The organism is Actinoalloteichus caeruleus DSM 43889 (assembly GCF_000429185.2).
Taxonomy (GTDB): domain Bacteria; phylum Actinomycetota; class Actinomycetes; order Mycobacteriales; family Pseudonocardiaceae; genus Actinoalloteichus_B; species Actinoalloteichus_B caeruleus.
In genome coordinates this window covers 1,601,484-1,621,397 of the sequence record NZ_AUBJ02000001.1, presented here as the reverse complement: position 1 = coordinate 1,621,397, position 19,914 = coordinate 1,601,484, and the positions used below count along the sequence as shown (strand labels likewise).

Genomic DNA, 19,914 nt, shown 5'->3' with positions numbered 1-19,914 from the left:
TCATCTCGCGCGGCGGTCAGCTCTCGAGGAACTTCAGCCCGGCGACGCCCACCACGATCAGGCCGAGGAAGAGCACCCGGCCCGGGCTGAGGGTGTCACCGAACCAGACGACGCCCGCCACCGCCACGCCGACGGCGCCGATGCCGACCCACACCGCGTAGGCGGTCCCGAGGGGCAGGTCCCTGACCGCGAGGGTGAGGAGTGCGAAGCTGGCGAGTGCTCCGCCGATCCCTAGGACGCTGGGCCAGAACCGGGTGAACCCGTGGGACTCCTTGATGGCGCTGGCCCAGCCGATCTCCAGGAGCCCGGCCGCGACGAGGAGCAACCATGAGATCACGTCGCCTCCGATCGTCGTCGCTCCCCGGTGGAGAACCCGCCGGTCATGCGTTGTAACCGCCGTCCACGGTGAGGGCGGTGCCGGTGACGTAGCGACCGGAGTCCCCGGCGAGGTAGGAGACGGCGGCGGCGATGTCCCGAGGCTCGCCGTAGCGGCCCAGTGGGATGGCGGGGAGCTCCTCGGCGGCCTCGGGAGCCGAGGCCGGGTTCATGTCCGTGTCGATGTTGCCCGGGTGCACCGCGGTCACGGTGATGCCCCGGTCGCCCAGGTCCCGGGCGAGCCCCCGGGTCATGCCCTCGACGGCGGCCTTGGTCATGGAGTAGAGGGTGACCCCGGGGTAGGGGGTGCGGTTGGCGAAGGAGCTTCCCACGGTGATGATCCGGCCCCCGGGGCCCATCACGCGCGCGGCCGCCTGGCTGAAGAGGAACGGCGCCCTGACGTGGAGGGCGAGGGCCGCGTCGACCTCGTTCCCGGTCACCTGGGGCAGCGGACCGTTCGGGAAGGTGCCCGCGCTGTTGACGAGGATGTCGAGCCGTCCGAACTCCTCGAACACCGCGTCGACGGCGGTCACCGCCGCCGTGGGCGCCGCGCTGTCGAGGGCGATCGCCGTGGCGCGGCGGCCGAGGGCGCGGATCTCGCGGATCACACCGTCGGCCGCTGCCTCCGACGACAGGTAGGTGATCGCGATGTCCGCCCCGTCCTCGGCGAGGCGTCGGGCGATCGCGGCGCCGATCCCCCTGCTCCCTCCGGTGACCAGCGCGACCTTGTTCCGTTGCGGCATCAGGTTCTCCCAGTGGTGTTAATTTTGTAGTGAACATTAAAAATATACACTGGGGGCATGTCCAGCACGCACCGCGCCACCGACGCCACCGGCCAGCCCCGGCGGCGGGGGCGGCCCCGCGCCTTCGACCGGGAGACGGCGCTCCGCCAGGCGATGGAGGTGTTCTGGGAGCGCGGCTACGAGGGCACTCGCCTGACCGATCTCGTTCAGGCGATGCGGATGAACCCCCCGAGCCTGTACGGCGCGTTCGGGTCGAAGGAGAAGTTGTTCCGCGAGGCCGTCGAGTTCTACAACTCGCCCGACCGCTCGACCACCACGCTCGCCCTGGAGAGGCCCGGTCCGGTGCGGGACGCGGTCGAGGCGCTGCTACGTGACAACGCCAGGGCCTACGTCGACCCCGAGACCCCGCACGGATGCCTGGTCGTCCTCTCCGCGATCTCCTACTCCCCGGAGAGCGAGGGCCTCCGCGACCTGCTGCGTTCCCTGCGCGAACAGGACCGGGACCGGCTGCGCGCCCGTCTTCGCGCCGCGAGGGCCGACGGCGGCCTGCCCGGCTCGGTCGACGTCGACCGGCTCGCCTCGTTCCTGATGTCCGTGCTCTTCGGCCTGTCGATCCAGGCGCGCGACGGCGCCACCCTCGCCGAACTCGACGGAGTCGTGGACATCACCCTCGCCTCCTGGGACCACCTCGTCGACACCGCGCGCGGCGGGTGAGAGGCCTCGCCGCCGATCGGGATCCGGCGCTGGACAGGGGAGACCCGAGTTCGCGCGGGTCTCCTGGCGGTGTCCCGAGGGCGTCGGTCCTGGACGGTCGACGATCCGCGCGGGGGGCTCGCGCACCCGTGGGTGACCTCCGGGGGAAGTCGGCGTCACATCGACGAGCGCGCCGGGAAACACGCGGCGGCGCGGGGATCCTCCGCCCGGACCGGGTCGCGCGCGTCCACCGGATGAGGCGGACCGTGGACCGGAGGCGGGAGGGACGGGAGAAGGACGAGATGGCGGGCAGGCTCGGTCCCGGTCGGGAGGTCCGGCGCGGTGGGTCCGGGCGAGACGCCCGTACCGGTGTCCGCTCCGGACCCCCGGAGGTGGAGGGGACGCGGCGCGCGGCGGCGCCCCGACCTGGTCGTCCACCCACGTGACGAGCAGGGTTGAGGAGCGGGGGCACGGTGAGCCCAGCCGGACCAGTCCCGCGCACCGGGGAGCCCGGTGCGCGGTGGACCAGTGCCGGCCAGGCCACTTCCGTGTCCGCCCGGGGCCGTCAGGCGTGCCGCTGGCGAGGCGGGCCCCCGACTGCCACCCCGGGCCGGGGACCTCGGCGGATCACCCCACGCTGGGACCGTCCGTCCGGCTCGGGGAGCGGCGGCGCCCCGCCCCTGAGCCCGCGGCCGCCTGGTGCCGCCGCGCCGGTACCGGCCGGGCGGAGGGCACTCCGCCCCAGCGGGTCCGGTCACCGCCCGTCGAACCGTTCCGGGTGCAGCCAGCCGGCCAGTTCCTCCAACCCGTCCAGGGTGTGCGCGCCGCCCGAGGCGAAGGCGGAGGCGGCGGGGAGGAGCAGCACCCGGTCCTCGGCCACTGAGGGGAGGTCGGCGACGGCCGGGTGGGCGAGCAGGCTGTCGAAGGACTCGCGACCCGCGCCGGTCACGTCGACCAGCACGACCGCGTCGGGCGCGGCACCGACGACGACCTCCGGGTCGACGGGACCGGTGCGGCGCACGCCGGCCCGTTCGGCCGCCGAGGCACCGCCCGCCAGCTCGACCAGGCCGGTGGTGAAGGAATCGGGGCCGAGGACGAACGGCACGCCGGCCTGGTTGCTCAGGACGAGCACGGAGGGGCGATCGACGCCGTCGACGGCATCGCGCACCGCGTCGCGCCGACTGGCCATGTCCGCCACGAGGCTCTCGGCGCGGTCCTCGACCCCGAGCGCCTCACCCAACAGCGTCAGGTTCCCCGCGACCTCGTCGAGGTCGTCCCAGTGCTCCAGCGCGAGAACGGGGACGCCGCTCTCGTCGAGCAGGGACAGCGCGTCCTGCTCGCCGTCGTGGCGGGGGGTGACCAGGACCAGGTCCGGGTTCAGGGACAGCACCAGCTCGGGGTCCGGGTTGGTCCCCGGCGGCAGGTGCTCCGACACCGCCGCCGCATCCTCGACGTGGTTGCCGAGGTGGGCGCCGGTCACGCTCGCCGGCACCGCCACCAGCCGCTCCGCCCCCACCAGCGCCAGCGCGGCCTCGGCGGCGTCCGGTGACAGGGCGGCGATCCGGGTCGGTTCCGAGGGGATCGTGACCGGCTCGCCCTGACCGCCGCCTCCGACGGTGCGCGGGTAGGAGGCGGCGGCACCGGGCGGCGCGGAGGACGGCGCGGGCACGGGTTCGTCCGCCGGGGTGGTCGCGCAGCCGGCGAGCAGCACCACCGCCAGCGACGTGGTGCCGAGGAGTGAGCCTCGGCGTACCGGGTTGGTCATCGGGTGTCTCCTGATCCTTCGTCGATGTCCAGGGGGACCACGCGTGGGCTCCGGGTGTCGGGGTCGTGGCGGACCACCACCCGCACTCCGTAGGCGACGGCGATGTTCTCCCTCGTGAGCGTCAGTTCCGGGGGGCCGTCGGCGAGCAGACCGCCCTGGTGGAGCAGCGCCACCCGGTCGCAGAACCGGGCGGCCTGGTTGAGGTCGTGCAGCACGGCCACGACGGCGGTTCCGCGTCGGGCCAGTTCGCGGAGCAGGCGCAGCACGTGGAGCTGGTGGCGGAGGTCGAGGGCGGCGACCGGCTCGTCGAGCAACAGCACCCGGGGTTCCTGCGCGAGCGCCTTCGCGATGTGCACGAGTTGCCGCTCGCCGCCGGAGAGCGTCGTCACCTCCTGGTCGGACCAGCGGTCGGCTCCCGCGTCGCGCAACGCCTGGTCCGCGATCCGCTCGTCCTCCGGGCCCACCGGGGCGAACCGGCGGAGGTGGGGGTGCCTGCCCAACAGCACGACCTGCCGGGAGGTGAACTCGAAGTCCAGTGCGGTGTCCTGGGGCACGTGGGCCAGGGAGCGCGCCAGGACCCGGGGACGCAGCGACCGCGTCGGGGTCCCGTCGAGCCGGACGTCCCCGCCCTCCGGCCGCCGGAGGCCCGCGAGGACGGAGAGCAGCGTGCTCTTGCCGGCTCCGTTGGGACCGACCAGCGCCATCACCTCGCCGGTTCGCACGCGCACGGTGACGTCGACGAGCACCGGACGACCGTCGATGACCACGCTCACCTCCTCCGCGACCAGCGGCAGGTCGTCCGGGGCTCCGTGGCGGGGAGGGGGACCGGTCACCGCGCACCTCGCCGTCCCCGCCGGAGGACCAGCAGGAGGAAGACGGGCGCGCCGATCAACGCGGTGAGCGTCCCGGTCTGGAGCACGACCGGGCTGAGGAGCATCCGGGCGCCGAGGTCGGCGAGGACGAGGAAGGACCCGCCGAACAGCGCGGCGGCGGGGAGCAGCAGCCGGTGATCGGGCCCCACCACCAGGCGGATGACGTGGGGCACGACGAGGCCGACGAAGCCGATCGCTCCCGCCACCGCGACCGCGCTCCCCGTGATCAGGGCGGCCAGGGTGAGCAGCAGGCGGCGGGTGCGGAGCACGTCCACTCCGGAGGACCGGGCCGCGCTCTCACCGAGGAGCAGCATGTTGAGGTCGCGGGAGAGGAGCAGGACGCCGACGACGCCCACGCAGACGGGTGGGAGCGCCAGCGCCACGTGCTCCCAGGTGCGCGCGACCAGATCACCGTTGAGCCAGAAGACGATGCCCCGCACGTCCCGGTCGTCCGGCACGTTCGCCAGCACCGCGCTGATGACCGCGCCGAGCAGCGCGTTGAGCGCGATCCCGATGAGCAGGAGGGTCGAGGCCGACCGGTCGCGCCGCGCGGCCGCGACCAGGTGCACGACGACCAACGCCGCCAGCGCGCCCACGAACGCCGCCGCCGGCAGCACCCAACGGCCCAGGACCGTGGCCCCGGTGGCCAGGACCAGCACGGAGGCGGCGGCCGCGCCGCTGGAGACCCCGGTGACACCGGGATCCGCGAGGGGGTTGCGGAACAGGGCCTGCATGACGGTCCCGGCCACGGCGAGCGCCGCCCCGACCACCAGTGCCACCAGCACCCGGGGGAGTCGGATGGTCTCCACGACCAGCTCGTACTGGCCCGCCGATGCCACCACGCCCAGCCGGTGCAGCAGCACCAGCACGGTGTCCCGAGGAGGCACCGGGATCGGGCCGAGCGACACCGCCGCGACCACGACGACCAGCAGCAGGGCCGTCAGTCCGGTCAGGACGATGGCGGCACGCGGGGGGCCGCGCCGCGCGCGCCGAGCCGGGGACGCGGCAACGGAGGTCTTCACAGGGCTCACCTAGCGGGACCGAACCGGCCCAGAAGAAATGAAAATCATTGTCGACCGGATCGTATGTCGTCGGCGGCGCGCGCTGTCAACGGAACGTGAGCCGCGACGCAGCTCCCGCGCTCGGTTCCCTCGGCGTCCCGGAGGCGCCGCGTGTCGCGCGCCAGCCGAGGGTCTCGGTCCGCGACCGGACGACTCCGCGCGGGAGGGTGGTGCCAGGCGGCCACCCGCCGCGCACGCGGTCATCTCCGTGCGTGGTCGGGAGGACCGCACCGGCCGAACCGGACTCGCGCCCCGACCGCCCCCTGATCCGGGCCGTCGCCCGGGCGAGGAACCGCCGCGCGTGACGAGAGGGGTGAACGGTGGCGGGTGGACCCGCTGGTGGCTGCCACCTCGGGTCTCGGCGGCCGGCCCCGTCCCGCGCCAGGGAGGCCGGGACGTCGACGGCGGTAGCCGGTGGGTAGGAGGTGGACCGCGCGGCCGGGACGGTCCGCGGCTCCGAGTGCGAGGCGGTAAACCGGTGGCCCCGGGACCGGCGCGTCTGGGAGCCTCACGTCCGTGACCGCCCACCTCCTCCGGCGGGTGCGGATCGTGCACCTGTCCGGCCCGGTGTTCCGCGCGCTCGCCGCCGGCGACCTCGACGGCGCGAACGCCATCGCTCCCGTGCCCGTCTCCCCCTACTTCGCGGGGCCGGCCTGGCGGGGCGTGTGGCGCCGCCGTGCCGAGCGGGTCGCCCGGGAGCCGGCGAGCGCGGCATGGGTCACCGGGCTCATCTGGGACGAACGACGACGGCTGGCCGTGGGCCGGGCCGGGTACCACGGACCTCCCGACGAGTCCGGCATGGTGGAGATCGGCTACGCGGTCGAGCCGGCTCACCGCCGCCAGGGCTACGCGGCGGCCGCGCTCGAGGTCCTGCTGGACCGCGCGGCCACCGAACCGGGGGTGCGCACGGTGCGGCTGAGCATCAGCCCGGACAACCTGGTCTCCACCCATCTCGCGACGCGGTTCCACTTCACGCGGGTGGGGGAGCAGTGGGACGACGAGGACGGCCTGGAGATCCGCTACGAGCGGCCCGCCGGGGGTTCCGCCGGCTCGGGCTGACACCCCCTCGCGGGGCCGCTACCTCTCGGTGGGGGGTGTCAGCCCGTCGAGGACGATGGAGATCGCGGCGTCGAACTCGTCGTGGTCGCTCGCTGTCGATGCCGCCTCCTGTTCGAGGGTGGCCAGCACCCTGGGCAACGCGTCGCCGGTGAGGGCGCGCAGGCGCGCGGCGAGGACCTCGTTGACGCCCGTGGCCGCCTCCTCCGCGAGGGTGGCGAGTTGGGCGGACTGCTCCACCTCACCCCGGGTGTAGGTCCACAGCATGGTCAGCACGGTCACCGCGCGCTCGCCGGAGATCCCGGTGGGTTCCAGGCACGCCAGTCCCGACTCCAGGCGGTGCAGGTAGGACGGCAGCAGCGGTTCCGTCCCGACGGGGATCGCGGTCAGCCACGGGTGCCGTTCGTAGGCCTCGCGCAGGTCGCGGACCCAGGCGCGAAGTCGGTCCCGCCAGCCCGCGCCCTCGGGGGCGCCACCCGGGCCGAGGGCGTGGTCGGCCGCGAGGATCACCAGGTCCTCCCGCGACTCCACGTACCGGTACAGGGACATGGTCCCGCTGCCGAGTGCCTTGGCGAGCCCGCTCATGGTGATGGCGTCGATGCCCTGCTCGTCGCCGAGCCGGACGGCCGCCGCCAGCAGCTGCTCGAGCGTCCACCTCGGCCGGGGCCCCTTCGTGGTGGCGGGTGACCGGCCCCAGGCCAGCAGAACCGCTCGGGGGACCTGAGGGGGAGCCAGGTTCCCCTCGTGCTCGTTCGCCATGCGGCCATCCTACTGCGTAACCCTTGCGCATTCATACTGCGTAACTGTTACGCTGTACGCATGACGAGGTCATCACCCCAGCTCACACCACCATTCGTAGATCGCCCGACCGCCGACAAGTCGGCTCTCGCGGTCTCCGGGATCCGCAAGCGCTACGGCGACCGCGAGGTCCTCCGGGACGTGACCTTCGACGTCCCGGAGGGGCGGGTCCTCGCACTCCTGGGCCCCAACGGCGCCGGCAAGACCACCCTGATCCGCATCCTCACCACCCTGGTCCGGGCCGACGGGGGGACCGCCCGGCTCCTCGGGCACGACGTCGTCCGCGATCGGGCCAGGGTGCGCGAACTCATCAGCGTCACCGGGCAGTACGCGTCGGTCGACGAGGAGCTGACCGGCCGGGAGAACCTGGTGATGGTCGGGCGCCTGCTCCGGCTCGGGAAGTCCGAGGCGCTCCGACGCGCGGACGAGCTCCTCGAGGAGTTCGACCTCACCGCGGCGGCCCACCGCCGCGTCGGCCACTACTCGGGAGGGATGCGCCGCCGCCTGGACCTGGCGGCCAGCCTGGTCGCCTCCCCGCCGCTGATCTTCCTCGACGAACCGACCACCGGGATGGACACCCGGAGCCGGGCGGCGCTGTGGAACGTGGTCACCCGGCTCGCGCGCGGCGGGCGGACCATCATCCTCACCACCCAGTACCTGGAGGAGGCCGACGTCCTCGCCGACCGCATCGCCGTGCTCGACGGCGGGGCGATCGTCGCCTCGGGCACGGCGGCGGAGCTCAAGAAGCGGGTCGGGCGGGAGACCGTCGAACTCGTCCTCGACGACGGGGCCGTCATCCGGTCCGTCACCGACGGCAACCCCGAGCGGGTCCGCCTCCTGCTCAACCGCCTGCACTCCGAGGGGCGCCACGTCCGCACCCTCACCGTCCAGAACCCCACCCTCGACGACGCCTTCCTCGCCCTGACCGGCCACAGCACCGCGACGGCACCGACCGACAAGGAACCCGCCCGATGAGCACCGCCACGCTCCCCGCCGAGCTGGTCTTCGCCAAGCGCAGCATCACCCACTCGCTACGCAACCTCGACAGCCTGGTCACCGCCGTCGTCGCACCGGTGGCGATCATGCTGCTGTTCGTCACCGTGTTCGGTTCCGCCCTGGACTCCACCGTGGGCGGCTCCTACGCCGACTACGTGACCCCGGGCGTGATGTTGTTGTGCGCCGGTTTCGGTGCCGCCCTGACCGCGACGTCCATCCACACCGACGTCTCCAAGGGCTTCGTCCAGCGGCTGCGCACCATGCCGGTCCGGGCGTCCGGCGTCATCTTCGGACACGTCCTCGCCAGCGTGCTGCGCAACCTGGCCTCCATCGTGATCGTGCTGCTCGTCGCGGTCGCCATGGGTTTCCGGCCGACCGCCACCCCGCTGGAGTGGCTGGGCATCGTGGGTCTGCTCGCGGCCTACGTCCTCGTGTTCACGCTGATCGCCGCCGCCTGGGGGCTGGCGTCGAAGTCCGTGGAGTCGGCGGGCATGTTCAGCTTCATCGCGCTGTTCCTGCCCTACCTGTCCACCGCGTTCATGCCGGCCGACAACCTGCCCGGGTTCCTGCGCGGCTTCGCCGAGCACCAGCCCGTCACCCTCGTCATCGAGGCGCTGCGCGGGCTCGCCACCAGCGCTCCGGACTCGACCACCCTCACCCACTCGCTGCTCTGGCTCGTGGGCCTGGGCGTCGGGGCGACGTTGCTCACGGCACGCCTGTTCGACCGCGCCGCCCGGAGCTGAGCACTCGCGACCGGTTCGGCGTCCCGTGCGCACCCCGGCGGGGGCGCCAGGCCTGACCTCCCGTGCGCGCCGGAGCGGGCCAGGCGTCCCACGGAGGGCGGTCGCCACGGCGGCCGCCCTTCCCCACGCGGCGGACCTCTCCTCATCGATCCGCGTCGAACGGGTGCCCGGACCCCGCCACCCGGTGGTGCGGCTCTCGGGGGAGTGGCCGCCGCCGGGGCTGGCGGGGTGTCCCAGCCGGTCGGTCAGTTCAACGTGCGGGTGCCCGCCGGCAGCCCACCACCGGCGTGGACGTCCTCGACGAGCTCGGCCAGCGCGGTCAGGGCGACGTTCTGGCTCCACGGTCCGTAGGACACCCGGCTGACCCCGAGTTCCCGCGCCACCTCCAGCGAGATCGAACCGGGAACGCCGATCAGGTTGACCTTGCGCTCGCCCAGCTCGGACACCAGCCGGGTGACCTGGTCGACGTCGAGCCTCCCCGGCACGAAGACGTTCGACGCGCCGGCGTCGAGGTAGGCCCGGCCCCGGGCGATCGCGTCCGCGAGCACCTCCTCGGGATCGCGGTCCCCAGCCTTGAGGAACGCGTCGGTGCGCGCGTTGAGCACGAAGTCGACCCCGGCGGCCTCGGCGGCGGCCACCGCGGCCTCGACCGCCCCCACCGACTCCGCCAACGGCTTCATCTGGTCCTCGAGGTTGGCGCCGACGGCCCCCACCTCGATCGCGCGGGCGATCGTGCCACCCGGGTCGCCGTAGCCGGCCTCGAGGTCGGCGGTCACGGGTAGGTCACCCGCCGCGCGCACGATCAGCGCCACCTCGGCGATCATCTCGTCGCGCGGGATGCGTTCCCCGTCGGGGTAGCCGCGCGAGGCGGCGATGCCGTGGCTCGCGGTGGCCAGCGCCCGTGTTCCCGGGATCTCGGCGACGACCTTCGCCGTGATCGCATCCCACACGTTGACGACGAGCAGCGGCTCCGGTGCCGCGTGCAGCTCCTGGAGCAGGGTGGCCTTCTCCGCCGTTGAGGTCATGCCGATCAACCTAGCGGCGGACGGCGGCTGCCGGTACTCCAGTCGATGCCCGCCCACCAGGCGGGCCGACTCGGCGGCGAACGCGGCCGGCGCCCCGCGCTCCGCCCCCGCGGGGACTCCCGGTGGCCGCCGGTCCGCTCCCACCGGGGCACCGCGGCCCGCTCCCCGGTGCCGGTGGGACACCATCGCCCAGCCCGGGGAGCCCCCGGAGCGGCACCAGCCCTGGTGCCACCGGCCCGGCTCCGCCCGATCGGTCACCGCCACCCGGGCCGGCCAGGACCTCCGAGGTCCTGGCGGGGGCTGGCGCCACCACGGTGCGACCCGACGTCCCGCCCGGGCTCGGACGTCGTCCGCCCCTCAGCCCCGTCCGGCGACGGTCGTCAGCGCCTGGTCCAGGATGTCCAGTCCCCGGTCCAGTTCGGCGTCCGTGGTGGTCAGCGGCGGGGCCATCCGGAAGATGCTGCTGCTCCCGGGGAACTGGACGATGTTGAGGTGCAGGCCCAGCTCGAAACAGGCCTGTGTGACGGCACCGCCGAAGTCGTGCGCCGGGGTCCTGCTCTCGCGGTCGGTGACGAGTTCGATGCCCTGGAGCAGGCCACGGCCCCGCACGTCGCCGACCTGCTCGTGCCGGGACTGGATCTCGAGCAGCCCACGGCGCAGCCGGTCGCCCAGCTGGCGCGCGGTCCGGTCGAAGGCGTTCTCCTGGAGGACGGTGACGACCGTGAGACCGACCGCCGCCGCCAGCGGATCGGAGACGTGGGTGGTGCCGAAGTAGAAGCCCCGGTCGTGGCAGGTGGACTCGATCTCGTCGCTGGTGATGACCGCCGCCAGCGGCAGCCCGGCGCCGAGCGTCTTGGACAGGGTGAGGATGTCCGGGGCGACGCCCTCGTGCTGGAAGGCGTACCAGTCACCGGTGCGGCACAGACCGGTCTGCGCCTCGTCGAGGATCAGCAGCATCCCGCGTTCCTCGCACTTGCGCTTGAGCGCGGTGAGGTACCCCGGGGGCAGCTCGATCACCCCTCCCGTGCTCAGGATCGGTTCGGCGATGAAGGCCGCCAGGCTGCCCACCGACTGGCGGTCCACCATCGCGAAGGCGTGGTCGAGTTCGGTCCGCCAGTCGTGCCGCCCGTCCCGCTCGAACAGCGGCCGGTAGGCGTTCGGCGTGGGGATCACGAGGTTGCCGGGGGCCACCGGACCGTAACCACGCCGGGAGATCCCGTAGGTCGCGGCGCCGGCCGCGTGCGTGACCCCGTGGTAGGACTGGTCGAAGGAGACGACCTCGTGGCCGCCGGTGTGGAGCTTGGCCATCCGGATGGCCGCCTCGTTCGACTCGCCGCCGGTGCTGAGCAGCATCACCCTGTCCAACCCGGACGGCAGGGTGTTCGCGAGGGCGGCGGCCAGGTCCACCACCGGGCGGCTGAGCATCCAGCTGAACAGGTGGTCCAACCTGGAGACCGACCGGCTGACGCACTCGACGATCGCCGGGTGGCAGTGGCCGAGCAGCGCGCTCATCTGCCCGGAGGTGAAGTCCAGGATGGCGCGGCCCTCCGAGTCGAAGACCTCGGATCCCGCCGCCCGCTCGATGATGGCGGGCACGAAGTCGTTGTGGGCGTAGCGGATCAGGTGGCGACGAGCCGTCGCCCAGAACTCGTCAACCGACTCGGCGGCCCGCGCGGTCGTCTGAGGGTCGGTGGTCATGCCCATGTCCTGCCCCTTCTCCTGGCGGCGCTTGTGGCCAGGCTAGGACAGACGTGGCGGCAGCCGATTGCGGATGTTGCCCGTGAACGGGGGTATCGGGGCACACTCAGTGCGTGGATCGCACCGACCGCGCCATCATCGACCACCTGCGCCGGGACTGCCGTCTCGCCAACACCGAGATCGCCGACCGCGTCGGGCTCACCCCCTCGCCGTGCCTGCGCCGGGTCAGGCGGCTGGAGGACGAGGGCGTCATCCTCGGTTACCACGCCCGCATCGCCCCCCACGCCCTGGACCGGGCCTTCGAGGTCCTGGTCGACCTCGAACTCACCGACCAGGCCCGCGCCACCCTCGAACGGTTCGAGGCCGCGCTGGTGTCCTTCGACGAGGTGGTGGAGGCACGCCGGATGTTCGGTGCGCCCGACTACCACGCGGTCGTCGCGGTGGCGGACCTCGCGACCTACGAGCGGTTCCTGACCCAGCGCCTGATGGCCGTCCCCGGGCTGGCGAAGCTCCAGTCCCGATTCCCGATGAAGACGATCAAGGCCGACGTGCCCGGCGGGCGAGGTGGAGCGGGGCCGGCGGGCACGTGACCGGGTGCGGCCACCCGGCCTTCCCTGGCACCGCGTGCCGCCCGCCCCGGCGGCGGCGCGCTGACCTCGGGTGAACGGAGTCGTCCGACGGGCCGTTGCCGGTGCTGCGCCGCCGGCGCGGCCCCTCGGACACGACGGCGCCCGTCGGCCACCGCCCGAGCGGGTGCGCCTGGGTACCGGGTGCCGCCTTGCGCCGCACCCGGCCGTCCCGGCGGAACGCTCCGACGTCCACTGTGCTCCGTCAAGTTCGTGGAAAACGCCGATCGGACCTGCGGTCGCCGATAGACTCCGGTCGTCACGACGGGTCGGGACGCGGAGGTTCGTCGCAGCGTGCGTACCCCTGGTCCTCCCCGGCGCGCCGACCGCCTGGCAGCACGCCGCGGCCCCGGACATCACGGATCGAGGAGCGGAGCGGACCGCCCGACGCCCTCTCGCCTCCCCACGTGGCGCGCTCCCCAGACGGCCCTCCACCCGCCGGGCCGACGTGACGGCGACCAGCCCCACCACCCGCGCCCGGCCATCCACCCCCGCCTGACGCGGGTGGTGCCACTCCCACGGCCGACCCGGCCACGAAGGACGACACCATGCACAGCGACACGTTCGGTAGCGGAGACCCGGTCCTGCTGTTACACGGCGCGGGCGTCAGCGGTTGGATGTGGCGACCGCTACTCGAACACCTCGGGCGGGACCTCACCGCGATCGTCCCTGACCTGCCCGGATTCGGCCGCAGCGCCCACCGCCCCTACGTCTCCCACCAGGAGACCGTCGCCGAACTGGCGGACCTGATCAGGCGCACCGCGCCCCGGGGGGCCCACGTCGTGGGGTTCTCGCTCGGCGCCCAGCTGGCCATCCTGCTCGCCTCGCACCACCCCGACCTCGTGCTCGGCACCGTCGTCGTCAGCGCGGAGACCACACCCGCCCCGCTGCCCGGGACCACGCTGGCGCTGGTGTCGGCGACCGCCCCGTTGGCCCGGCGGGCGTGGTTCGCCCGAGCCCAGGCCAGGCAGCTCGCCATCCCCGCCGACCTGATGCCCGACTACGTCCGGGACAGCGCCGCGACGACCAGGGAGACGCTGGTGGCGAGCGTCGGCGAGAACATCCGCTTCACCCTCCCCTCCGCCTGGTCCACGGTGTCCACCCCCGTCGCGGTGCTGGTGGGGGAGAAGGAACGCCGGCTCATGCGGGAATCCGCCCGGCTCACGGCCGACCAGGTCCAGGGCGACGGCCCGCGCACCGTCGAGGGCGCGGGGCACGACATTCCCTTCACCCGACCGGCGGTCCTCGCCACCGTGATCCGCGAGACCTTCGGCATCCCCACCGACGGCGGGCACCCACCCGGCCCGGAACCCCGGGACTGAGCGGAGCGCCGACGAACCCCGCTCTGGCCGAGCGCGATCCGTGGCGCCGCGGGCAGGGCGTGACCGACGACCGACCCGGCGGTGTGCCGGGCGCCGAATGGAGGAATGACATGGCAGGACGTGTTCGAACCATCGCGGTGCTCGACGCACCCTCCAACCTCGGGCTGCGACCTCCGGAGGACGGCGTGGTGCCCGGCTGCGGCAAGGCACCCGGGGTGCTGCGGGACGCGGGGCTGGTGACCGCGCTCGACGCCGTGGACGCCGGCGTGGTCACCCCCGGGCGCTACCGCCCGGACTGGACACCCGGCACCGTGCGCAACGAGGCTGCGATCGCCGAGCACTCGCTGCGGCTCGCCGCCAGGCTCGACCGGATCGCGGACCGGGGCGAACTCCCGCTGGTGCTCGGCGGTGACTGCTCCATCCTCGTGGGGATCGGCGCGCACCTGCGTGGGCGCGGCCGGTTCGGCCTGGTGTCCTTCGACGGCCTCGACTACCGGCACCCCGGCAACAGCGACGCCGTCGGCGCCGCGGGCGGCGAGAGCCTGGCGTTGACCACCGGGCGTGGCGGGATGTTGGCGGAGTTGGGCGGCACCCGCCCCTACGTCCGCCCCGCCGACACCGTGGCGCTCGGCGTGCGCCCCGACGACGAGTACCTCGCGGACGCGGTGGACGCCGGCCTGCGGGTGATCACCTCGACGGGCGTCGCGGCCGACCCGGTCGGGGCGGCGGAGGAGGCGCTGAGGACAGTGGACGGCCCCGAGCTGGCCGGGTTCTGGGTCCACGTGGACGCCGACGTCCTCGACCCCGACGTCATGCCGGCCGTCGACAGCCCGGAAGCCGGCGGCCTGACCTTCGACCAGCTCGTCGCCGCCCTGGGACACCTGGCCGTCTCGCCCCGCCTGGTCGGGGTGGACGTGACCATCTACGACCCGGACCGCGAACCCGACCCCGACTTCCGCCACGGGCGGCTGCTGGCCGACCTGCTCGTCTCGGCCTTGGCCGAGGCGGGCCGCGCCCCGGCTGAGCGGTGAACGGGTCTCCGCCCCGCGGCCGGTGGGACCGCTGACCCGTTCCACCGGTGCCGCCCCGGGGGCGGTGGCCCGCCCGGATCTCGAGGTGGGCCGGGGCCGCGCTCGGCGTGGCGGCGACGTCACGAGCGAGAACCGGGGCCAGGGGTATGCCCCGGTACCCCGACCGCCTGTCGCGCCCGGGGTACCGGCCATCGTCCCCGCCCTGGAACGGGACCCCGTCCACCCCGCCGAGACGGGACCGGTCAGGTGGTCTTCCGGCGAGCGCCCCGACCTGCCCCACCCGGGGTGGGGCCCCGGTCGACGTCGGCCGGGGGCGCGGCGGACGAGGGGCGGGCCAGCCCGGGAGCCGGCCGTCGGGTCGCGTGCCGGAGGACACGGAACACGGTCTTCGGGCGGAACAGCGCCTGCGGCGGGTCCGCGAGGCCGGCGACCCGCATGAAGGCGTTCGTGACGGCGGGGTCCCTGCTCGCCGCGTACTGCAACCGCGCCATGTAGGCGTTGGCCAGCCGCGTCTTCAGGGTGCGCCGCCCCTCCACGCCGGGGAAGTCGAGATCCCCGCCGGCGGACACCTCCCACGGGGCGTCGACCACCCGGGCCAGGTCGGACATGACCGCGGCCGGGGAGGGCGGCGTGCCCCGCCGGAGGTGGTCGCGCAGGGTCAACGCCTCGATCGCCGCGACGCTCATGCCCTGGCCGTAGACCGGGTTGAAGCTGCACACCGCGTCCCCGGTGACCAGGAGCCCGTCGGGGAAGGCACCCAGCCGTTCGTAGTGGCGCCGCACGCTGGCCGGGAACCGGAAGGACACCGGCTCGTCGAGCGGCTCACCGTCCCGGACCGCGTCGTAGATCTCCGGCACCGGCAGCGACCGGGCGAACTCCAGGAACGCCCCCGGCTCGGTGGGCGGGTGGTCCCCGAGCATCCCGGTGAGCGACAGCACGCACACGTCGCGCCCCACCTGGCCGAAGAAGGCACCTCGGGGGTGGGCGGGGGACGCCACCGGGTTGATCGACTGCACGCCGTCGAACCACTCGGGGCGGGTCCGGTAGTGCCTCGTCGTGTAGGCCAGGCCGACCCGCACCTTCGTCTCCTCAGGACGCTGGTAGCCCAGCTCCTCCAACCACACGGGAAGGCGGGACCCCCTTCCGGACGCGTCCACCACCAGGTCCGCCCGTAGTTCCTCCTCGACGCCCCCCGCCGCCGGGACCAGTCGGACCCCCACGACCCGGCTCCGGTCCGGGGACGTCAGCAACCCCTGGGCCTGCTGGCCCTCCCGGAACCGGACCTCGGGCAACGCGGCCACCCTGGTGCGCACGTGGTGCTCCAGCACCGGGCGCGGCGCGGTCACCGAGAGCAGTCCGGTGTGGGCCGGGCGGAGCCGCCGCGCGTCGAAGTACCACCGCATCTCCCCGAGATCCCCGGTGGGGACACCGGTGGCCTCCAGCTCCTCGGTCAGGCCGGGGAACAGCTCCTCCAACGCCAGGTGGCCCCGGGCGTGGAGGCCGTGCGCGTGCCGGGTGTGGGGAGCTCCCCGCCGGGCGCCCTTCACACCGAGCACCGTGTCCCGGTCGACCACGACGACCTCGGTGAAGTGCTCGGCCAGCACGCGGGCGGTCAGGCAGCCAGCCATGCTGCCGCCGAGCACCACGGCACGGCCTCGGTTCTGGGGGCTCATCGGACCACCTCTCCTCGCGGGGCGCGCCCCGGTCTCGTGTCGTTGTGGGTGAACACGTCAGTAGGTGACGACCGCGCGGAACCGGACGGAGCCCCGCTCGACCGCCTCGACCGCCTCGCTGATCCGCGACGGGGGGAAGACCTCGCATCGGGGCTCCACCTGACCGTCGGCGACGATGCGCAGGGCCTCGGTCAGCAGCTCGGTCCCCTCGTGGGTGGCACCGAGGACCTGTTGGCGCTGGGCGAAGAAGGGGCGGCCGAGGTCCGGTTCGATGCTGAACGGGGTGCGCCCGTCGATGCCGGCGAGGACCAGCCGACCCCCGGGGCGCAACCCGCGCAGGCACTCGCTGGCCAGGCCGTAGGACGGCGCGGTGATCAGGATGACGTCAGCCCCGCCCGCCCCGGCCAGTTCGTCGGCATCAGCCACCGCCAGCGCCGCCCCCAGATCGCGCGCGGGGCCCCGTTTGTCCGCCGACCTCGTCACGGCGATCGTCTCGAAGCCGGCCGAGGCGGCGAACTGCACCGCCAGGTGGCCCATGCCGCCGATGCCGACCACGGCGACCCGTTCGTGCTGGCGCGGGCCGCCCACGTGGAGAGCGCTCAACGCCGTGTAACCCGCGCAGAGCACCGGCGCGGCGAGCTCGAAGTCGAGGTCGTCGGGCAGCAGCACGGTGCCCGACGCCGGCGCCACCACGTACTCGGCCTGCCCACCCGGCGCGGTGAACCCGGTCATCGCCGGCGCCACGCACGCGAACGCCGCGTGGCCGGACAGCCTCGGGTCCCGGGAGCAGTGGGCGCACCGCCCGCAGGTCCCCTGGATCCACGGCACGCCCACCCGGTCCCCGGGACGCCGGGACGTCACACCGGCGCCCACCTCCACCACCTCCCCGGCCGCCTCGTGCCCGGGGACGGCCGGTGCCGTGGACGGGAACGGGATGATCCCCCGGGACGCGAGGACGTCGTTCAGGCAGATCCCGGAGGCACGAACCCGGACCAGCACCTCGCCGGGCCCCGCGCTCGGGGTGGGGATCTCAGCGAGGCGCCAGGGCTCGCCAACCGAGGAAATCACCGTTGCCTTCATGGTCGGCCTTCTCCGCTCGTCGGAAATGGATGGGTGGTCTGGTCGGCGGCGACGGGCGGAACGAACGCGCGTCGTCGAGCGCTTCGGGCCGGCCGTGGGAAACGGGGGCGGGAAAGGCGTTCCCCGTCGTCCCGGTCCGGCGCGTTGGTGGAGGACGTGCCCGCTTTTCCCTTTTCTGGTGGGCGGGTCGTCGAACGCGGTGGGAAAACCGTCCGCGCCCGATCGGGGGTTTCCGACGTGGTCACGCCGATCCCGTCGTGTCAACGGGAATGGCGAGGTGAGCCGCGTCGGCACGTCGGGTGCCGCGGGACCCATCCTCCCGCCGGCCGGCGGCGGGCCTCATCTCCCGTCGTGCGCTCTCCCCGTCGACGAGGTCGGCGGCGCCCCGCGAGGGGATGGTCGCTGGTCGTGGCACGTTCGGAGGTGCCGGCACTCCGAGCGTCCTGTGAGGATGCGACGAGGCAGCCGGGGCGTGGACACCGCGTGCGAGCAGGCCACTCGTCACCCGTCACCCGTCGTTCGGCCACGGTGTTCCCGTCCTCGCCTTCCCTTCTCCGCCGGGCGGGCGAGGGGGACACCGAGCCGTTCGCCAGCGCTGGCCGCGAATCGCGATTCACGGATCAGGGATCAGGAATCACGAAACGCGAATCGCGGACCGGGTGGCGGTTCGGCTCGCCCCACTCGCACGACACCCGGCGGATTTCCCGTTCTGGGTCGGCACGGAGGGAGTTCTCGCAATGAGAAGCGGAATCGGAGCGCGCGCGGTCGTGCTCGGAGGCAGCATCACCGGTCTGTTCGCGGCGGCGGCGCTCGCACCGTCCTACCGCGAGGTGGTCATCGTGGACCGTGACCGGTTGGTCGGCGTCCGGGAGTGGCGTCGCGGCGCACCCCAGACCAGGCACATCAACGGCCTGCTCGCCCGTGGCCACCAGGCCCTGGAGGAGCTGTTCCCCGGCATCACCGAGGAGATGGCGGACGACGGGATCCCCTTCTCCGACCTCTCGGGCACCGTGCGGTGGTACTTCTACGGCAAGCGGCTCCAGCAGCTCCGGGGAGGGCTGAGCTGTGTCGCGGCCACCCGTCCGATGCTCGAGTACCACGTGCGGCGTCGAGTCGAGGCGATGGCGAACGTGACCTTCCTGGAGGAGTGCGACGTGGTGGGTCTGACGACCTCCCCCGACCGCGCCCGGGTCACCGGAGCCAGGATCCACCGGCGCAAGGCGGACTCCAACGCCCGCCGCAAGGCGGAGACCGCGGAGGAGGTCATCGAGGCCGATCTCGTCATCGACACCACCGGTCGCGGCTCCCGGTCGCCGAAGTGGCTGGTGGAACTCGGCTACCAGCGGGTGGAGGAGCAGGGCACCAAGGTCGGCATCGGGTACGCCAGCCGGCACTACAAGCTCACCACCGACCCCTTCGGCAAGGACCACTCGATCAACCCGGTGGCCTCCCCGACGCTGCCCCGGGGTGCGATCTTCACCAAGACCGACAGCGGCATGGTGGAGCTGACCACCTACGGCATCCTCGGCGACCACCCGCCCACCGATCCCGAGGGCTTCAACGCGTTCGTCAAGACCCTCGCCGCCCCCGAGATCCACGAGGCGATCTCCGTGGCCGAGCCGATCGACGACATCGCGCTGTTCAAGTTCCCCACCACGATGTGGCGGCGGTACGACCTGATGGAGACCCTGCCGGAGCGGCTGCTGATCATGGGTGACGCGGTGTGCACCCCCAACCCCGTCTACGCCCAGGCGCAGTCGCTGTCCGCGCTGGAGGCCCTGGCCCTGCGCGAGCGCCTGAGCGCCGGTCGCGCACCCGACACCCCGGAGTTCCAGCGCGCGGTCGCCGACATCATCCGACCCGCCTGGGAGATGACGACGGCCGTGGACCTCGGTTTCCCCGGAGTGGAGGGCGAGCGCACCCCCAAGGTGCGGATGATGCACGTCTTCTCCCGGCTCCTGCACGACGCCGCCACCCGTGACGGCCGGTTCACGGCGGCGTTCATGCGGGTCGCGGGCCTGGTCGACCCACCGACCGCGCTCCAACGGCCGGGGCTGGTGCTGCGGGTGCTGCGGGACGCCGTGGGCGTACGGCTCTCCCGGTTCCTCGCCAGGCGGCGAGGCGGGAGCGCCTGACCCTCGCCGGAGGATCGCGTCGGGCACTCCGGTTCCCGGGCGCGACGGTTGACCAGTCGGTCCGGGTCCGTCCACGCGGCACGCGACGTGGACGGACCCGGACCGCCGTGTCTCCGGGACAGCCGGTGCTCACCCCCCGGGGCGGACGTGACGCGTTCCACCCCGACCGGCTCGTCGGACCTCGCTGCCGCCGCACCGGCTGGGACCGCCCCGGGGCGCGAA

The 19,914-nt window shown here is 73.7% G+C and carries 18 protein-coding genes; 8 read left to right on the top strand and 10 right to left on the bottom strand.

Features of this window, described 5'->3' with window-relative positions:
• Window positions 1-16: 16 nt before the first annotated feature.
• A complete protein-coding gene (locus G443_RS05510) occupies window positions 17-334 on the bottom strand; it encodes a DMT family transporter (RefSeq protein ID WP_026420210.1) in 318 nt (105 codons plus the stop codon).
• Between the two features lie 46 nt (window positions 335-380).
• Window positions 381-1,118: an SDR family NAD(P)-dependent oxidoreductase gene (locus tag G443_RS05505; protein WP_026420211.1), complete on the bottom strand. Its 738-nt coding sequence runs from the start codon at window positions 1,116-1,118 to the stop codon at window positions 381-383.
• Between the two features lie 57 nt (window positions 1,119-1,175).
• Here G443_RS05505 and G443_RS05500 point away from each other — a divergent pair, with 57 nt between their 5' ends.
• Window positions 1,176-1,832 (top strand): TetR/AcrR family transcriptional regulator, encoded by a 657-nt coding sequence (locus tag G443_RS05500; RefSeq protein WP_026420212.1) that lies wholly within the window; start codon window positions 1,176-1,178, stop codon window positions 1,830-1,832.
• Window positions 1,833-2,565: 733 nt separating this feature from the next.
• On the opposite strand, the gene G443_RS05495 is transcribed toward G443_RS05500, so the two are convergent.
• The 3 genes from G443_RS05495 to G443_RS05485 are packed head-to-tail and all read right to left on the bottom strand — an operon-like array spanning window position 2,566 to window position 5,470.
• The gene (locus tag G443_RS05495; RefSeq protein WP_026420213.1) at window positions 2,566-3,576 is read right to left on the bottom strand and encodes an ABC transporter substrate-binding protein; all 1,011 of its coding nucleotides are present in this window, start codon (window positions 3,574-3,576) and stop codon (window positions 2,566-2,568) included.
• Window positions 3,573-4,409 carry a heme ABC transporter ATP-binding protein gene (locus G443_RS05490; RefSeq protein WP_026420214.1) on the bottom strand — a complete coding sequence of 279 codons (837 nt, stop codon included), beginning with the start codon at window positions 4,407-4,409 and terminating at the stop codon, window positions 3,573-3,575. The genes G443_RS05495 and G443_RS05490 overlap by 4 nt, the downstream gene beginning before the upstream one ends.
• Window positions 4,406-5,470, bottom strand: a complete 1,065-nt coding sequence (locus tag G443_RS05485) for a FecCD family ABC transporter permease (protein WP_026420215.1) — start codon at window positions 5,468-5,470, stop codon at window positions 4,406-4,408. Before G443_RS05485 ends, G443_RS05490 begins: the two co-directional genes overlap by 4 nt.
• Before the next feature lie 555 nt (window positions 5,471-6,025).
• Between G443_RS05485 and G443_RS05480 the strand changes: the two genes are divergently transcribed.
• Window positions 6,026-6,568, top strand: a complete 543-nt coding sequence (locus tag G443_RS05480; RefSeq protein ID WP_245588929.1) for a GNAT family N-acetyltransferase — start codon at window positions 6,026-6,028, stop codon at window positions 6,566-6,568.
• Window positions 6,569-6,586: 18 nt separating this feature from the next.
• Here G443_RS05480 and G443_RS05475 read toward each other — a convergent pair whose 3' ends face one another.
• Window positions 6,587-7,324: a TetR/AcrR family transcriptional regulator gene (locus G443_RS05475; protein WP_051314279.1), complete on the bottom strand. Its 738-nt coding sequence runs from the start codon at window positions 7,322-7,324 to the stop codon at window positions 6,587-6,589.
• A gap of 60 nt (window positions 7,325-7,384) precedes the next feature.
• Here G443_RS05475 and G443_RS05470 point away from each other — a divergent pair, with 60 nt between their 5' ends.
• On the top strand, window positions 7,385-8,338 hold the full coding sequence (locus tag G443_RS05470) for an ATP-binding cassette domain-containing protein (protein ID WP_051314280.1): 954 nt from the start codon (window positions 7,385-7,387) through the stop codon (window positions 8,336-8,338).
• Complete coding sequence (locus G443_RS05465; protein WP_026420217.1) at window positions 8,335-9,102, top strand: ABC transporter permease; 768 nt, start codon at window positions 8,335-8,337, stop codon at window positions 9,100-9,102. The genes G443_RS05470 and G443_RS05465 overlap by 4 nt, the downstream gene beginning before the upstream one ends.
• Before the next feature lie 245 nt (window positions 9,103-9,347).
• Here G443_RS05465 and G443_RS05460 read toward each other — a convergent pair whose 3' ends face one another.
• Both G443_RS05460 and G443_RS05455 read right to left on the bottom strand, forming a co-directional pair.
• Entirely contained in the window at window positions 9,348-10,127 is a 780-nt protein-coding gene (locus G443_RS05460) for an isocitrate lyase/PEP mutase family protein (protein ID WP_026420218.1), read from the bottom strand.
• Between the two features lie 357 nt (window positions 10,128-10,484).
• Window positions 10,485-11,831 carry an aspartate aminotransferase family protein gene (locus G443_RS05455; RefSeq protein ID WP_026420219.1) on the bottom strand — a complete coding sequence of 449 codons (1,347 nt, stop codon included), beginning with the start codon at window positions 11,829-11,831 and terminating at the stop codon, window positions 10,485-10,487.
• A gap of 107 nt (window positions 11,832-11,938) precedes the next feature.
• Between G443_RS05455 and G443_RS05450 the strand changes: the two genes are divergently transcribed.
• From G443_RS05450 to G443_RS05440, 3 genes are all read left to right on the top strand, one after another.
• Window positions 11,939-12,415, top strand: a complete 477-nt coding sequence (locus G443_RS05450; protein ID WP_026420220.1) for an Lrp/AsnC family transcriptional regulator — start codon at window positions 11,939-11,941, stop codon at window positions 12,413-12,415.
• Between the two features lie 584 nt (window positions 12,416-12,999).
• The gene (locus tag G443_RS05445; RefSeq protein ID WP_026420221.1) at window positions 13,000-13,773 is read left to right on the top strand and encodes an alpha/beta fold hydrolase; all 774 of its coding nucleotides are present in this window, start codon (window positions 13,000-13,002) and stop codon (window positions 13,771-13,773) included.
• 110 nt (window positions 13,774-13,883) lie between these two features.
• On the top strand, window positions 13,884-14,804 hold the full coding sequence (locus G443_RS05440) for an arginase family protein (protein WP_026420222.1): 921 nt from the start codon (window positions 13,884-13,886) through the stop codon (window positions 14,802-14,804).
• A 242-nt stretch (window positions 14,805-15,046) separates the two neighbouring features.
• Here G443_RS05440 and G443_RS05435 read toward each other — a convergent pair whose 3' ends face one another.
• Window positions 15,047-16,477 carry an FAD-dependent oxidoreductase gene (locus tag G443_RS05435; RefSeq protein WP_051314281.1) on the bottom strand — a complete coding sequence of 477 codons (1,431 nt, stop codon included), beginning with the start codon at window positions 16,475-16,477 and terminating at the stop codon, window positions 15,047-15,049.
• Between the two features lie 57 nt (window positions 16,478-16,534).
• Window positions 16,535-17,557, bottom strand: coding sequence for an alcohol dehydrogenase catalytic domain-containing protein (locus G443_RS05430; protein ID WP_026420223.1), 1,023 nt, complete (start codon window positions 17,555-17,557; stop codon window positions 16,535-16,537).
• A 737-nt stretch (window positions 17,558-18,294) separates the two neighbouring features.
• Here G443_RS05430 and G443_RS05425 point away from each other — a divergent pair.
• Entirely contained in the window at window positions 18,295-19,692 is a 1,398-nt protein-coding gene (locus tag G443_RS05425; protein ID WP_051314282.1) for an FAD-dependent oxidoreductase, read from the top strand.
• Window positions 19,693-19,914 lie beyond the last annotated feature (222 nt).

Coding starts and splice junctions, on each gene's coding strand:
- G443_RS05445 (WP_026420221.1), top strand. CDS start 13,000: ATGCACAGCGACACGTTCGGTAGCGGAGACCCGGTCCTGCTGTTACAC.
- G443_RS05430 (WP_026420223.1), bottom strand. CDS start 17,557: ATGAAGGCAACGGTGATTTCCTCGGTTGGCGAGCCCTGGCGCCTCGCT.
- G443_RS05460 (WP_026420218.1), bottom strand. CDS start 10,127: ATGACCTCAACGGCGGAGAAGGCCACCCTGCTCCAGGAGCTGCACGCG.
- G443_RS05500 (WP_026420212.1), top strand. CDS start 1,176: ATGTCCAGCACGCACCGCGCCACCGACGCCACCGGCCAGCCCCGGCGG.
- G443_RS05425 (WP_051314282.1), top strand. CDS start 18,295: ATGAGAAGCGGAATCGGAGCGCGCGCGGTCGTGCTCGGAGGCAGCATC.
- G443_RS05465 (WP_026420217.1), top strand. CDS start 8,335: ATGAGCACCGCCACGCTCCCCGCCGAGCTGGTCTTCGCCAAGCGCAGC.
- G443_RS05475 (WP_051314279.1), bottom strand. CDS start 7,324: ATGGCGAACGAGCACGAGGGGAACCTGGCTCCCCCTCAGGTCCCCCGA.
- G443_RS05435 (WP_051314281.1), bottom strand. CDS start 16,477: ATGAGCCCCCAGAACCGAGGCCGTGCCGTGGTGCTCGGCGGCAGCATG.
- G443_RS05455 (WP_026420219.1), bottom strand. CDS start 11,831: ATGGGCATGACCACCGACCCTCAGACGACCGCGCGGGCCGCCGAGTCG.
- G443_RS05495 (WP_026420213.1), bottom strand. CDS start 3,576: ATGACCAACCCGGTACGCCGAGGCTCACTCCTCGGCACCACGTCGCTG.
- G443_RS05440 (WP_026420222.1), top strand. CDS start 13,884: ATGGCAGGACGTGTTCGAACCATCGCGGTGCTCGACGCACCCTCCAAC.
- G443_RS05470 (WP_051314280.1), top strand. CDS start 7,385: ATGACGAGGTCATCACCCCAGCTCACACCACCATTCGTAGATCGCCCG.
- G443_RS05505 (WP_026420211.1), bottom strand. CDS start 1,118: ATGCCGCAACGGAACAAGGTCGCGCTGGTCACCGGAGGGAGCAGGGGG.